The sequence below is a fragment of the Rhodopila globiformis genome (assembly GCF_002937115.1).
Lineage (GTDB): Bacteria > Pseudomonadota > Alphaproteobacteria > Acetobacterales > Acetobacteraceae > Rhodopila > Rhodopila globiformis.
In genome coordinates this window covers 1-14386 of the sequence record NZ_NHRY01000045.1, presented here as the reverse complement: position 1 = coordinate 14386, position 14386 = coordinate 1, and the positions used below count along the sequence as shown (strand labels likewise).

Genomic DNA, 14386 nt, shown 5'->3' with positions numbered 1-14386 from the left:
ATGGGTTGCGAAATCATAACCAAGAAGCGGCAGGGCATCATCAACCCGATGTATGACTGCCAGCCGGCCGGCGCCCAGTATGCCGGGATCGGGGTCAGGGACTGCATCCCGCTGGTGCATGGCGGCCAGGGCTGCTCGATGTTCGTCCGCCTGCTGTTCGCGCAGCACTTCAAGGAGAACTTCGACATCGCCTCGACATCGCTGCACGAGGACTCGGCGGTGTTCGGCGGGCACGAGCGCATCTTCGAAGGCGTGCTGACCCTGGCGCGGCGTTATCCCCACCTGCGGGTCATTCCGCTGATCACCACCTGCTCCACCGAGGTCATCGGCGACGACATCGAGGGCAACATCACCCGCTGCAACGAGGCGCTGGCGAAGGAATTTCCCCGCCGCACGATCCACGTCGTTCCGGTCCACACGCCCAGCTTCAAGAGCAGCCAGGTCGGCGGCTATGCGGTGTGCATGGAGTCGATCGTCAAGACCATCGCCAGGGAAAAAGTTCAGCCGACAGGCAAGCTGAACCTGTTCCCGGGCTGGGTCAATCCGGGCGACGTGACGCTGCTGAAGCATTACTTGTCGGAAATGGGCATCGACGGCACGGTCCTGATGGATACCGAGGATTTCGACTCGCCGATGCTGCCCGACCAGTCGATCCACACCCACGGCCGCACCACGGTGGAGGACATCCAGGGCACCGCCGGGGCGCTGGCCTCGGTCGCCCTGGCGCGCTACGAAGGCGCCGGCGCCGCCGAGTACCTGCAGGAAGCGTTCGGCGTCCCGGCGCACGTCGTTGCGACACCGTATGGCATCGGCAACACCGATGCGCTGCTGCGCAAGCTCAGTGAGATCACCGGCAAGCCGATCCCGGCCTCGCTGGTGAAGGAGCGTGGCGTGGCGCTGGATGCGCTGCAGGATCTCGCCCACATGTTCTTCGCCGACAAGCGGGTGGCGATCTTCGGGCATCCGGACCTGGTCATCGGCCTGGCGGCGTTCTGTCTCGAGGTCGAACTGAAGCCGGCGCTGCTGCTGCTCGGCGACGACAACAGCAAGTACAAGCGCGATCCCCGCATCCAGGCGCTGAAGGCGAAGGCCGACTGGGACATGGAAGTGGTCTGCAACGCCGATCTTTGGGAACTGGAGAAGCGGGCAACGGATCCGGACTACAAGATCGACATGATCCTCGGCCACTCCAAGGGCCGCTACGTCGCGATCGACAACAACATCCCGATGGTGCGCGTGGGCTTCCCCACCTTCGACCGGGCGGGCGTGTATCGTCATCCGACGATGGGCTATCGCGGCGCGATGCTGCTGGGTGAGGCCATCGCCAACGCGATGTTCGCGCACATGGAGTACAACAAGGATCGCGAGTGGCTGCTGAACACGTGGTGACGCCCGTTCTTCCTTGTCATGGCCGGGCTTGTCCCGGCCATCCACCCCCAGCCTGTCGTGCGCAGACGGCCGGGACAAGCCCGGCCATGACGATCGGGGCACGACCACCCCCGCCGGAGATCAGACCACGATGGTAAAGCTGCACGACCTGCTCGCCGGCTCGACCAACGGCGGCCACCGCCGCCTGTCGTTGCCGGAACACCGGCAGATCGAACTCTATTCGAAACGCAAGGCTCTGGCCTTCGTGGCCGACGAACCATCGCAGGAGGCCGTCACCGACGAGATCCGTGGCGTCTGCGGCGCCTTCATGGTGCTGGACTCCTACCTGATGTCGCGCATGCCCGATGCCGACGGCAAAACCTCCTGGCAGCGCGTGCTCGACCTGCCGCGTGCGTCCCTGTCCCAGAGACTGGTTGCCGAACTGTACCGCGTGCTGCGCGTCGCCTGGTCCGTCGCATTCGCGCCGCAGGGCACCATCGACATCGACGACGGCATCGTCCGCATCAAGGGTATCGTCCGCAAGACGGTGCTGACGCTCGACATCACGCCGATGGGCCTGCTGCTGCTGGAGTCCGCCACGGTCTGGTCCCTGGACGCGCTGCGCCAGCCCTATCCGGACGCCTATGTCGCGGCCATGCTGTCGCAGTATTTCTTCGACATCATCGGCGAGATCAAGCGCTTCAACGACGAGGACCGGGCGCTGTACCAGTTCCGCCGCACCGGCCGCTTCAACCGGCACGCCCGTTTCGACTGCGACAATCCGAAGGCCGAGGTCGAGGGCGACTTCCTGCGCATCGAGATCAGCCCGTTGTATCGCGACCCGGCGCTGTATCCGATCGACTTCTTCGTCATGGTCCGCGACACCCTGCACATCATCCCGGTCGAGGCGCTGACCGACGGCGCGCTGCCGCTGGTTGAGCTGGACAAATGGCGCGCCCGCGTCCCCGACGGCGTCACCCTGCCCGCCAGCTTCCGGCAGCGTTTCTGGCGCGAGGTCCCGGCGATCAACCAGCCGATGACCTGAGCTTTCAACCGATACAACAAGGACCCCGCCATGGACTCCCCGCACCTTCGAATCGCGGTCACCACCAACAGCCTGATCCAGGTCGACGCCAGCTTCGCCGCCGCCAGGCAGGTCGTGTTCTACGATGTGGCCAAAGACGTCGCGGAGTTCGTCGACGTGTTCCATTTCAGCCGCGGCGGCGCGATCAGGAAAGGCCCCGGCGGCGGCATGGGAAAGGCGCTGGGCGCCTGCATCATGGACGACATGGAAGACGACGACGGCACCGGCCATGATCCGCTGACGGAACGGGTGGCCTCGCTGAAGGGCTGCTCGGTGCTGTTCACCCTGGGCCTGAGCGACCTGGCCGCCGTCCGTGTGCATGCGCTGAAGGTGTTCCCGGTGAAGAGCGCGATGGTGCGCGACATCGACGATATCATTGCCAACGTGCAGCGGCTGATGAACGGCGTGCTGCCGCTGTGGATGCGCCGGGTGATGCGCGACGCCGCCGGCGAGCGCCTGGCGCTGGATCTGCAGGAGGTCTGATCCGGCCAGGAGGCCGCCGGAGGCGCCAGGAGGGAACGGCCGCCGGCTCCTTCGGGAACCGAGCCGTTTTGAATCGGCCGTCCCCTCCTTCAGCGGACCGCCGGCGGCTCCCGCCAAACAGGCTTCGTGATGCTCAACGGATCAGAGCGACGACGCGCAAGCCAGAGCTTCGCGGTCGGCCTCAGAGCCAGACCATGTAGCGTTCGGCGTCCACGGCAACCGGCGGCGGCGGCAATTCCCGCTGCGGTGTCCCGACGTAGAGAAAACCAACGATCTGCTCCTCATCCGACAGGTTCAGGTCGCGATGCAGCCCGCGGTCATACATGAACCAGCCCGACCGCCAGATGCCGCCGAAACCCAAAGCCTGAGCCGCCATCTGCATCGCCATCACCGCACAACCGGCAGTCAGTTGCTGGTCGAACACCGGCACCACGTCATGCGGCTTCGGCGAGGCGACGACAATGATCACCATCGGCGCGCGTCGCGGCATTCCGGGCGCCCGCCGCACCACGTCGTCCGGCTTGTCGGTGGCGATCGCGGCGCGCTGCATGATGGCACCAAGACGATCAAGTCCATCACGTTCCGCAATGATGAACTTGTACGGGCGCAGATGCTGGTGATCCGGAACCCGCAGGGCTGCCTGCATGATCAACCTCAGCGTCTCGTCCCTCGGCGCCGGTTCTGCCAGCGCCCCACAGGATTGCCGATGCAGCAGCAGCGCCAGCGCTGCGGAAGGTTTGATTGCCTCGGCCACGTGATCTCCGTTTGATCTCCGTTCAGCTCAGACATCGTCGACCCGTTCGCCATGCCGCAGCCTGTTCCGCAGCCCGGCGATCCTGGCATCGATGCCTTCAAGACGTTGCAGCACCGTCTTCTCGCGATCGCTGGTGGCAAGCACGTCGGCGACGCGGCCGTGGCGCACGATCACACGACGGTGCCCCAGCAGCGCCAGCAACGGATCATGCGTCGAAACGAGCACGATCTTGTCCTCGGCGACCAGCAGGTCCAGCGCCTGGCGGCGGTTGATCCCGGCGTTCTCGATCTCGTCGATCAGGATGATCGGGGAGGCCGTCAGCAGCGCCGCATCCGCGATCATCAGCGCGCGCGCCTGGCCGCCGCTGAGCTGGGTGACCGAGACGTCCGGACCGAAGCGCTCGCCCGCAAGCGTGTTAGCGACCGCAACGACCCGCTCGACCACGTCATCCTGCCGATGAACCTGCCGGCAGCGCGCGTGCGTGGCCAGGAAGGCGCCGACGGTAAGATCGACGACGAAGTTCATGTTCTGGGAGATCTGCGCCACCAGCTTGCAGCCGGGGGCGAAACGCTGCGCCGCCGTCGGCGCCGCGCCGTTCAGCAGAATCCGCCGCCCGCTTGGCGTGTCGCCCTGCGCCAGGCACTCCACGTCGGCCAGCAGCCGGCTCTTTCCCGATCCGGTCGGACCGACGACGCAGACGATTTCGCCAGCCCGGACAACCAGGTCCGCGCTGTCTGAATCGCCGCTCTTGCCGCGCCCGCCGTGGATGGTGACCGTCTGGATGGTTTCGCTTGTCACCTCGGCGGTACTATCCGTCAGGTGCCGCAGATGCGCGGCGAGTTGCTCCCGGTCCAGGCCCATGTCGTGCAGCCTGGCATCCGGCAGATCGGCCAGCCATTCCCGGACGGAACGGTCCGGCGGCAAGCCGGTCAGTCCAAGGCCGTCCAGAAAGGCGGCGATGCGCGGCCAGCCCTGGATCAACGTTCCCAACGGCAGGTCGAGTGCAACCCGCGTCATGGCCTGTCCCCGAAATTCATTTTGCGCACGTTGCCGCGCTGATAGGTCTCGCCGATGGCCGTTTCGCCAATGCAATACGGGCACACCGCGGAGGGCATGGAGAACCGCAAGTGCTGCCCGTCCAGCGTCTCCACCTCCGGCGCCGACCGGATGCGAAAGGCGAGATCGGCAGCACCCTGCCCGGTGACTCCGTTGCACCAGACGACCGGCGCGTGCGGATTGGCCAGGCTGACGTTGTAGGCGAAGACCTCGCGTTCGGCCTGCGAGACGATGTCGCCCTTGGTGATGGCGACGACATCGGCCAGCCGCAGCATCGGGCCGATCTTGCGCGGGGTGTGGATGCCGGCGAGGTTGTCCACCACGCAGACCGCCAGCACGCTGCGGATATGCGGCGAGCAGCGGTTGCACAGCCCGGCCGTCTCGACGATCAGCACGTCGTGCCCGGCTTCACGTCCCCACGCGACGCAGTCGTCGATATTGCTGACAAAGAAATGATCGGGGCACAGCCCGCCGGACAGCCCGACCCGCACCGGCAGGCCAATGCCGGCATAGGCTTCGTCGTCGCTGGTCGACAGCGCGTCAAACTTCACCACGCCCACAAGCGCGCCGTCGTCACGCAGGCGAGCCGCAACCCTGAGGAACAAAGAGGTCTTGCCGACGGACGGCGGACCGGCGACGGTGACGAGGCGCATCAGGCATGCTCCCAGGCAGTAAAGAACAGGCGCAGGGCGGTGGCGGTTTCCTCCGCCATGTCGTGCGATCGGGTGTAGTCCCAGCCCAGCCAGTCGAGCCGGGCGCCCGGCGGAAACCCCTGCGGTCCGCCGGACCAGACCGCCGGATAGCGGTTGCGGGCAAGAAACGCCGCGAACGGCGCGCCGCAGACGAAATCCAGCAGCGGCTGCATCCGCCTGCGCCGGTTGGCATCGACGGTGAAGCCCATCGGCATGGTCATGGCGCCGTCCTCGGGCCAGATCACACTGGTGCGGTCGCGGCGCGGGCACATGTCGGCCTGCATCCAGGGCAGGATGGTGATCGCGCCGCCGTCTTCGCTGCCAGACCCGGCAAGCCGGGCGGCGACGGTGTTGTGCATGATCGCCCGGGTGTTGGCGGCGAACGCCCGCAGCCCGGCGGCACCGAAACGACGGAACAGATACAGCAGCAGGAAGTCGTTACAATCAGGATACGCTCCGTCGCTCGGCCGCCGCCAGCCGCCGAACACGATCTGGGCGGCGTGTACCGGGTCGAGCAGGTCCTGCCAGCACCGCGGCACCGGCCGGTGCGCCAGCTTGCGGTGATCGACCAGGAACACCCAGGGGATCACGCCGAACACGGAAAACAGCCCGGCCGGATCGACAAGCCCGGCGGCCGCCGCGGCCGGATGCACCGGCGGCGCCGGCACGCCGGCATGACCCATCGCGCGAAGCCGATCCTGGAACGCAACGGAAAGCATGTCGCGGGTGAACGGCGAAAGGATCATGTGCGGGAAGCCGGCGCCCGGTTCGCTGCGCGTCAGGTCGTCGAACGGCGCGTACCATTCGTTGCCTATCAGGAAGCAGGTCTGCAGGCCCGCCGGGGCGGCCGCCCGTAGCAGCCCGGCAGCGAAACCGAAGCGCAGCGGCACCGGCATCCGCCCGAGGAAATCCAGCATGGCCAGATGCGGTGCCGGTTCCCGGGCCAGGTCGTACGTGCCATCGAGACAGGTCAGCCGGCGGTGCAGCATGGTCCAATTCCCTGGTTGTGGCGCCCTCGGAAGGCAATGACGGGATGTATTGCATCAAGAATCGTGCCAACCGGACGCACGGCCGCGCCGGTGCCAGGAACGCACGAACCCGAACAATCCTGCCGGGAAAGTACTGACAGGCGCATTTGCGGCATCAGATCACCCACCGCTCGTGTCCCTGGCCGTGCCGCTGGCGGGCCAGGCTGTATTCGACGACATGCGCCACGATCTGCGTGCGGTCATAGCCCAGGCGCGCCCCCGCCAGGCCGATCGAGCCACGCTTGCCCAGGTAGCAGCAGATGTTCATTTCGATCAGCCAGCGCCGCCCGGTCGCCGGGTCCCAGCGGTAATCCAGCCGGAAATAGTCGATCGGCCCGAACGCATCCCACACCGTGCGGACATCGTCCTCGATCGCGGCAACGGTGCAGGGGTCGAGGCCGATCACCTCGTTGCCCAGCCGGTCATCGGTTTTCAGGTCCGCCGTCAGGATGCCGCCCACCTTGTCCGAGCGTGGCGCGACATGGCCGAGCACCAGGTATGGATCGTGGCCCAGCACCGGCACCGTCACGTCGATGCCAGGGCAGAAGCGCTCGACCAGCACTTCTTTGCCGGCGGCATGGAAATCCCGCACGACGGCCGCCGCGCCATCCCAGGATTCCTGCAATGACGCCTCGGTCACGCCCTCGGACGCGGCGCCGAATCGGTCCTTGACGAAGTATGGGCCGGCGAACTCCGGCGGCTCCGGCGCGGCGCCCGGCCGATACACCCGCCCCGGCGCCACCGGCAGGCCGCGTGCGGCAAACGCTAGCTTGCTGAGGTACTTGTCCTCGGCCAGCGCCCGGATGTTCGGCGGCGCCCCCAGGACGGGAATGCGCAGATACGCGCAGATCGCCGGCACCAGCAGTTCCGGGTTGCGGATCGGCATGCGGTTCAGCAACGAGAACACGAAATCGGCGTTGCCGCCGGCAACCAGCGCCGCATAGGGCTTCGAACTGGAAGCGACACGATAGCCGATGCTTTTCAGCTCTTCGTAGATACGGAAATGATACTCGGCATAGCCCGACGTCATGCCCTCGGGCTTGACCTCATAGATCGGATCGTCCGGGGCGAAGCGCGCGAGATACAGGACCCGCGTCTGCTGCGGTGCCGCGGGCCAGAGCAAGGGAAGGGATGGCATGATCGGGAACCTTGGTCAGGAGGACAATGATCGGTCGTGTGGCGCCGGATCGCCGGCCGGCGCGTTGCCGGCAGGGCGCAAGATCGCGGCCAATGTCTGCAACGTCTCGCCGCCGTAATCGAAGGCCACGCGCCGCAGCGGAATGCCGTACAGCGCCAGCAGGTTCGCCTCGCTCAGCACCTCGTCCACCGGGCCGAACGCCAGGCCGTCGCGCTCCAGCATCAGCAGCGCGTCGTCGGCGACCTCCAGCGCATGCTGCGGGTGGTGGGTCGAGAACAGCACCGTCAGCCCGCGCCGGCGCGACAGGCGGCGGATCCAGTCCAGGATCACCGCCTGGTTGCGCAGGTCCAGCGCCGAGGCCGGCTCGTCCAGGATCAGGATGTCGGCCTCGGAAACCACCGCCCGGGCGAACATCACAAGCTGCCGCTGCCCGCCGGAGAGTTCGTGGAACGGCCGGGCGGCGAGATGCCCAAGGCCGAAATGATCCAGCGCCTGAAGCGCGGCCGCTTTGTCACGCGCGGACGGCTGCGCCAGCAGGCCGACCTGCCGCGCCCGCCCCATCAGCACGACATCCAGCACGGCATAGTCGAAGCCGAGTTGAAACGTCTGCGGCACGAAGGCGGCCCGCCCATGCAGCGCGAGCCGGCCCTCGGTCGGCCGCAGCACCCCCAGCAGCAGGCGCAGCAGCGTGGTCTTGCCGCGGCCGTTGGCGCCGAGCAGCGCAACCACCCGGCCGCGCCCGATCGACGCCGTGCACCGGCGGAACACCCACTGCCCCGGGCGGAAGGCATGGCCGAGGCCGGCAAAGGCGATGGCGGGATCAGGCATCGTTCCATCCCCTGCCTTGCGTGCGCCAGAACAGCAGCATGAAGAACGGCGTGCCGATGCCGGCGGTCAGGATGCCGATCGGCACCTCCTGCGGCAGCAGCGTCCGGGCGACGTCGTCGATGCCCAGCAGCAGCAGGGCGCCGGTCAGCGCCGCCGCCGGCAGCAGGCGGCGATGGTCGGGGCCGGCCAGCATGCGGGCGACATGCGGCACGATCAGCCCGACCCAGCCGATGATGCCGCAGACCGCCACCTGCGCGGCAACGATCAGCGACACCAGGGCCACCACGGTCCAGCGCAGGCCACCGATGCGGACGCCAAGCGCGGCGGCGTCGAGATCACCCAGCGACAGCAGGTTGATCCGCCAGCGCAGCAACAGCAGCAGCCCGCCCGCCCCCAGCACCGGCGGTGCCAGGATGGCGACCTTGTGCGCGCTGGCGGCGGAAAAACTGCCGATCAGCCAATAGACCATCGCCGGCAGCTTGTTCTCGGGATCGGCGGTGTACTGGATGAACCCGTGCACCGCGGTGAAGAACGCCGCCACCGCCATCCCGGCCAGGATCAGCGGCAGCACGCCGCCCGCGCGCGACAGCCCGGCCAGCAGCCAAGCCCCCAGCAGGGCCAGGAAGCCGCCGGCGAAGGCCGCGGCCAGCAAGCCCCAGTCCGGCCAGTCGAGCAGGATCGCCAGGATGCCGCCGCACGCCGCGCCCGAGGAAATGCCCAGCAGGTCGGGGCCGACCAGGGGATTGCGCATGGTGCCTTGCAGCGTCGCGCCGGAAAGGCCCAGCCCGGCGCCGGCCAGCACCGACAGCAGCACCCGCGGCAGGCGGATCACCTGCACCACGGCAAGCTGCGCGTGCGTCCAGTCCGCCGCCGGGCGCAACGCCTCGGGCAGGCACAGGCCGGCCAGGATGCGCGCCACCGTGCCGGGCGGCACCGGATAGACGCCGATGCACAGGGAGCCCAGCGCTGCAACCGCCAAGGCCATGGCCAGCAGCGGAACCGCCGCTTGCTCCGGACGGATCGCGGACTGCGCGCGCGGCGCGGCATATCCGTCGGGTGCAGGCAAGGCGTCAGCCTCGCAGCCGCGCGAGATCGTCATCACTCAGCTCCATGCCGAAGAAGGTCCGGTAAAAGTTCCGGGTCGCCTGTGCGAAATCGAAGGCGAGACGGCCGGGATACAGGCGCTGCGCCAGCCACTGCACCGTCAGCAGCTTGAACTGGGAGTGCGGCCGCTCGACCCAGTTGAACGGCCGGTCGGGGAAGGCATACACGCGGCCCTCGCGCACTGCCCGCAGCGCCTGCCAGCCCGCGTCGGCGCGCAGGAACCGGGCGATCGCCGGGCTGCGCGCGACGATCACGTCGGGGTCGAGCAGCAGCAGCCGTTCCAGGCTGACGGTGACGCTTGCCCCCATGCTGTCGGCGGTCCGGCACGGCAGCACGTTCGCGCCGCCGGCCAGCGGCACGACCTCGCCGCGGAACGCGGTGGCGCACTGGCTTCTCAGGCCGTCGGCGGAATCGGCGTAATAGACGCGGACCCGCCCGGCGCCCGGGATCGCCTGGACGCCCGCCAGCCGGGCCGAGGCTTGCTCCAGCGCCCGCGCCAGCACCTCCGACCGCGCCTGCCGGTGCAACAGCGCGCCAAGGAAGCGGAATGTCGCCGCATAGCGGCTGAACGGCGCGGCATCGACCATCACCGCCGGGATGCCGATGGCGTCCATCTGCGCGGCGAACGCGTCGGGCGGCCCGCGCATGTTCCAGATCACCACGAGATCAATGCCGAGCGCCAGCAATCGTTCGGGATCGATGCGCCCGGCGCCGCGGATCCTCGGCAGCCGGTTCACCGCCGGCGGCAGGAACCGCGCCGATCCGGGCGGCCGGTCGAACGGCACCCCGACCATCAGGTCCGGCGCCAGGGAGGCGAGGAAGATGGCGGGCGGGTCATGGGCGGCGTAGATGCGGTGGATCTGGTCCGGCACCGTGACGTGCCGCCCGGCCATATCGATCACCTCGCCCCCCGTCGCCGGCGTCCCGGTTGCAAGCCACAGCAGCGCCGCCACTGGCCGCCACCATCGGCCACCCGGCCGCATTGCTGTCCGCCTTGCCACGGCCGCCACCGCCTCAGAACGATACGGTCAGCGAGGCATGCGCGGTCAACGGCGTGCCCATGAACGCGGCATAGCTGGTGGACAGGCTGGTCGGCAGCACGCCCTGTTGGTTGGGCGCCAGGATCGCCGCCCAGTAGCGGGTGTTGGTGACGTTCTCGATGCCGGCCCGCCAGGTCAGTCTGGTGCCGAGCGCTGCCATCTCGTAGCGCGCGCCCAGGTCCAGCGTGGCGTAGCCGGCGGCCCAGGTGGTGTTGGTGGCGTTGGCCGCCCGCTGGCCGGTGTAGTGGATGTTCATGTCCAGGATCAGCCCGGCAACCGACGGCAGCGCGTATTCGACGTAGAGGTTCGCCTGATAGCGCGGCACGCTGACCACCAGCTTGTCGCTGGTCGCGGCATTGCCGGTGTCGGTCAGCAGCGGATCGAGCCAGGTGAAGCCGCCGAACACCGTCAGGCTGTCCGTCACCTTGCCCTTGATCCCGGTCTCGACGCCGATGTTGCGCTGCTGCCCGCCGCTGGAGACGGTGCCCGCCGTGTTCAGGTACGACCACGGCCGCCGCATGTCGAACACCGCCATCGACAGGTCGAGCGACTGATGCACGGTCATCTTGCCGCCGAGTTCAAGGTCGGTGCTGTGATACGGTGGCAGGACGGTGGTGCCGGTCGTGGTATTCAGCGTATCGCCCTGTTGCAGCGCGTCGGCGTAGGTCAGGTAGGTCGTTACATTGGAAACGGGCTTGAAAATCAGGCTGCCCGTCGGGCTGAAGCCGAAGGCGTCGTAATGCGCCGTCACCGCGCCCTTGTTGCTGTAGCTGCGGCTGCTCAGCCAACTGCCGCTTCCGGCCAGCAGCAGGGACCATTGTTCGGTGATTTTGATCGTATCGCCCGCCACCAGCGCCTGCTGCCCGGTATAGGCGGATTTGTAGAAGCTGCCGGTATTGGGCGTGGTCCAGAAGAACTGCGTCGGGTCAGCGATCGACGCGCTGCCGATCTTCACCGGCGCCGCGGTGCCGACGCGGGTGTACATGGTCTGCTGGTAGCCGTTGCTGCCAAGAAACACATCGTGCTCCAGGCTGCCGGTCTCCACGTGCCCATTCAGGTAGCCCAGGTTGCTGAACACCTGCGTCCGCAATCCGGTATCGGAGACATAAGCGTTGTAGTTGCCGTTGTTGTTGGTCAGCGCCAGGAACGGATCAGCCGGGGCGCCGGCCGTCGGGTTCATGGTGCGATCGGCCCGCTCGTACAAACCGCCCAGCGTCAGTTTCCAGCCGGGCGAGAACTCGTGTTCCAGCTTCAGGGTGCCGATGCCCTGCTGCTCGGTCTGTCCGGCGCCGGGAATGCCGTAGCCGACCTTGGCGGGATTCGGCGGGGCGGGCAGTTGCGTCGCGTAGCCCGGCGCGCCATAGACGAAGGCGGCGGGAAGCCCACTTTCATTGTCATCGTAATAGCTGCCGTTGAACGACAGCGTGGTGGCGTCGCCCAGCCGCAGGTCGAAGTCGCCGCTCAGCAGGTTCCGCTGCTGGCTGCTGTGATCGACATAGCTGGTGCCGGCGCCGTGCAGCGCATTGATGCGGTAGCCGAACTGCCCGTCGGACCCGGCCCGGCCGCCGGCATCGGCATGCTCGGTGAACAGGCCGAGCGAGTCGTAGCCGATCGTCACCAGCCGCAGCGGCGTGTCGGTCGGGCGCTTCGGAATGAAGTTGAACACGCCGCCGGGCGAGGAGGCGCCATACAGCCCGCCGGCCGCGCCGTTCAGGATCTGGACGCTGTCGTACGCCTCGATCGGATAGGCCATGATGGTGTAGGAGTTCAGGCCGTCGATGCGGGTGTTCTGCGTCACCGCGTTCTCGAACCCGCGGGTCTGCGGGCGTCCGAAGTCCAGGTCGCCGCGCGGCTCGATCTGCGCCGAGGAGTCGTACTTGACGACGTCGGCCATCGAACTGGCCTGCGTGGCCTGGATCAGCGCCGCCGGCACGGTGGTGATGGAGAACGGCGTGTCCTGGACGCTGCGGTTGCCCAGCGGGCCGACGTCGACCGTCCCGACCCGGTAACCGGCGGCGGCGCTGCCATCGGCCGGTGGAGCGGATTCGACGGTAACGCCCGGCATCACGGTCGCGCCGTCGGCGCCCACCTGACCCTGGGCTGCGGGATCGGCGGCCCGGGCGACGGTGGCGGCGCAGAGCGCGGCGGCCAGCGAGACTCCGGCGAGAAGCGAAAAGCGAAGCGTCAGCATGATGGTATCCGCGTGCAGGAAACGTTGCGGGACGGTCATCGCGCCGGAGGCGCGGCACCCGACGCCGCGGCGGCCGGGCGAATGTTGCGGGGAAGTCATGGCGCCGGTGCCGGATCGCTGACGAACGCCAGCCGGTGCAGCCCCTTGCGCGCGGCCAGCGCCATCACGTCGGCCACGTGGCCGTAGTCCACCGCGCGATCGGCGCGGATGCGAACTTCCGGCGGGTCCGCCTGCCGCCCCGCGTCATCCAGGCGGCGGTCGAGCTCGGCCGGCGTCACCGCCGCCGTGTCCCACCAGACCTGCCCATCCTTGTCGACGCTCAACGTGATGTCGGCCGGGAGCGGGCTGTCGGCGGCGGCAACTTCCCGCGGCAGATCGACCTTCACCGCCTGCGCCAGCAGCGGCGCGGTCAGGATGAAAACGACCAGAAGCACCAGCATGACGTCGATCATCGGGATCATGTTGATCTCGGCCATCGGCTGCTCGGCCCCATCGGCGACGAAGCTGTCGGGGACGAAGCTGTCGGGACGCATGTCAGGCGCTCCTGGCTTCGGCGAGCGCCGCGGCCGGCGGCTGGCTGCACCGGATCGGCCGGGCGGCCGGGCCGATGGTGCCGCCGCTGGCCAGCCGCAGGAACAGGTCGTGGGCGAAATCGTCGAGCACGGCCAGGACGCGGCGCTTCGCGCGTGCCAGGCCGTTATAGGCCAGCACCGCCGGCAGTGCGGTGGCCAGGCCGAAGCCGGTCATGATCAGCGTCTCGCCGACCGGTCCGGCGACCTGCTCCAGGCTGGTGCGGCCGCCGGCGCCGATGGCCAGCAGCGCGTGGTAGATGCCCCAGACCGTGCCGAACAGGCCGACGAACGGCGCGGTCGAGGCCACGGTGGCAAGCGCGGTCAGTCCGGATTCCAGCGCCAGCGCCTCCTTGCCCATGGCGCGGCGCAGCATGCGGGTCAGGAACTGGTCGGGCGTTCCCAGTTCGGCCGGCACATCGCCGCGAAACCCGGCCAGCGCGGCGCCGGCGGCGAAGCCGGCGGCGGCCATCCGGCTCCAGGGGTCGCAGGCCGGGTGGCGGGCCAGGTACTGGCCGACCTGCGCCAGGCTGCCGTCCTGCCAGCAGGCGCGCAGGAATACGCCGGCACGGCGGCGCAGCAGCAGCGCCTGGATCGCGCGCAGCACAACGATGCTCCAGGTCAGCACCGACATGACGATCAGAATGCCCAACGGCACGAGTTCGGCGACACTGCCGCGGGACAGGAAATGGGGCAGGCCGTTGGCAATAAGGAACGTGATTGGCGGCATGGTCATGTCCTGAGCTTGAAGATGATGGGAACCAGCACCCGGGCCGCGACCGCCTCCGCGCCCTGCCGGGCGGGGATGAAGCGCCAGCCCCGCACTGCGGCCACCGCCGCCTGGTCGAGCAGCGGAAAGCCGCTGCCGCGCGCCACCGACACCGCCTGTGGATGGCCGTCGGCCTCAGCAGCACCCGCCCCTCCTGGCGCTGGTCGCGCGCCGCGGCGGGATAATCGGGGGGCGGATTGGAGCCGTAGGCAGGGGCGATGCGGGGCGGCGTTACCGGCATTGCGGCGCTGGCGGGTGCCTCGGGTCGCGGGGCGGCCGGCG

At 68.5% G+C, this 14386-nt stretch carries 15 protein-coding genes; 3 read left to right on the top strand and 12 right to left on the bottom strand.

Translation table 11 applies throughout. The annotated features are described in order from the left end of the window. The 3 genes from vnfK (at nt 1) to CCS01_RS03185 (ending at nt 2935) form a co-directional block, all read left to right on the top strand. Nucleotides 1-1389 carry a V-containing nitrogenase subunit beta gene (gene vnfK, locus CCS01_RS03195; RefSeq protein WP_104517385.1) on the top strand — a complete coding sequence of 463 codons (1389 nt, stop codon included), beginning with the start codon at nt 1-3 and terminating at the stop codon, nt 1387-1389. A 130-nt stretch (nt 1390-1519) separates the two neighbouring features. Then, nucleotides 1520-2413: a hypothetical protein gene (locus CCS01_RS03190; RefSeq protein WP_104517384.1), complete on the top strand. Its 894-nt coding sequence runs from the start codon at nt 1520-1522 to the stop codon at nt 2411-2413. Between the two features lie 30 nt (nt 2414-2443). Beyond that, a complete protein-coding gene (locus CCS01_RS03185) occupies nt 2444-2935 on the top strand; it encodes a nitrogen fixation protein (RefSeq protein ID WP_104517383.1) in 492 nt (163 codons plus the stop codon). 181 nt (nt 2936-3116) lie between these two features. Here CCS01_RS03185 and CCS01_RS03180 read toward each other — a convergent pair whose 3' ends face one another. The 12 genes from CCS01_RS03180 to CCS01_RS35645 all read right to left on the bottom strand — a co-directional run. Continuing rightward, nucleotides 3117-3689 (bottom strand): nitroreductase family protein, encoded by a 573-nt coding sequence (locus CCS01_RS03180; RefSeq protein ID WP_104517382.1) that lies wholly within the window; start codon nt 3687-3689, stop codon nt 3117-3119. Between the two features lie 27 nt (nt 3690-3716). Further along, the gene (locus tag CCS01_RS03175) at nt 3717-4706 is read right to left on the bottom strand and encodes an ATP-binding cassette domain-containing protein (RefSeq protein WP_104517381.1); all 990 of its coding nucleotides are present in this window, start codon (nt 4704-4706) and stop codon (nt 3717-3719) included. Continuing rightward, entirely contained in the window at nt 4703-5398 is a 696-nt protein-coding gene (locus tag CCS01_RS03170; RefSeq protein WP_104517380.1) for a GTP-binding protein, read from the bottom strand. Before CCS01_RS03170 ends, CCS01_RS03175 begins: the two co-directional genes overlap by 4 nt. Further along, nucleotides 5398-6426 (bottom strand): ABC transporter substrate-binding protein, encoded by a 1029-nt coding sequence (locus tag CCS01_RS03165; RefSeq protein WP_104517379.1) that lies wholly within the window; start codon nt 6424-6426, stop codon nt 5398-5400. Before CCS01_RS03165 ends, CCS01_RS03170 begins: the two co-directional genes overlap by 1 nt. A 154-nt stretch (nt 6427-6580) precedes the next feature. Then, a complete protein-coding gene (locus CCS01_RS03160; protein ID WP_104517378.1) occupies nt 6581-7603 on the bottom strand; it encodes a D-alanine--D-alanine ligase family protein in 1023 nt (340 codons plus the stop codon). Nucleotides 7604-7618: 15 nt separating this feature from the next. Continuing rightward, nucleotides 7619-8431: an ABC transporter ATP-binding protein gene (locus tag CCS01_RS03155; protein ID WP_104517377.1), complete on the bottom strand. Its 813-nt coding sequence runs from the start codon at nt 8429-8431 to the stop codon at nt 7619-7621. Beyond that, nucleotides 8424-9530 (bottom strand): FecCD family ABC transporter permease, encoded by a 1107-nt coding sequence (locus tag CCS01_RS03150; RefSeq protein WP_104517376.1) that lies wholly within the window; start codon nt 9528-9530, stop codon nt 8424-8426. Before CCS01_RS03150 ends, CCS01_RS03155 begins: the two co-directional genes overlap by 8 nt. Then, nucleotides 9502-10488 carry an ABC transporter substrate-binding protein gene (locus CCS01_RS03145; RefSeq protein WP_158258204.1) on the bottom strand — a complete coding sequence of 329 codons (987 nt, stop codon included), beginning with the start codon at nt 10486-10488 and terminating at the stop codon, nt 9502-9504. Before CCS01_RS03145 ends, CCS01_RS03150 begins: the two co-directional genes overlap by 29 nt. Nucleotides 10489-10549: 61 nt before the next feature. After that, complete coding sequence (locus CCS01_RS03140) at nt 10550-12766, bottom strand: TonB-dependent receptor (RefSeq protein ID WP_158258203.1); 2217 nt, start codon at nt 12764-12766, stop codon at nt 10550-10552. A gap of 95 nt (nt 12767-12861) precedes the next feature. After that, a complete protein-coding gene (locus CCS01_RS03135; protein WP_104517373.1) occupies nt 12862-13299 on the bottom strand; it encodes an ExbD/TolR family protein in 438 nt (145 codons plus the stop codon). 1 nt (nt 13300) lies between these two features. After that, a complete protein-coding gene (locus CCS01_RS03130; RefSeq protein WP_104517372.1) occupies nt 13301-14065 on the bottom strand; it encodes a MotA/TolQ/ExbB proton channel family protein in 765 nt (254 codons plus the stop codon). A 2-nt stretch (nt 14066-14067) separates the two neighbouring features. After that, nucleotides 14068-14386, bottom strand: a 319-nt coding sequence (locus CCS01_RS35645; RefSeq protein ID WP_204848123.1) for an energy transducer TonB, incomplete at its 5' end; no start/stop codon positions are given.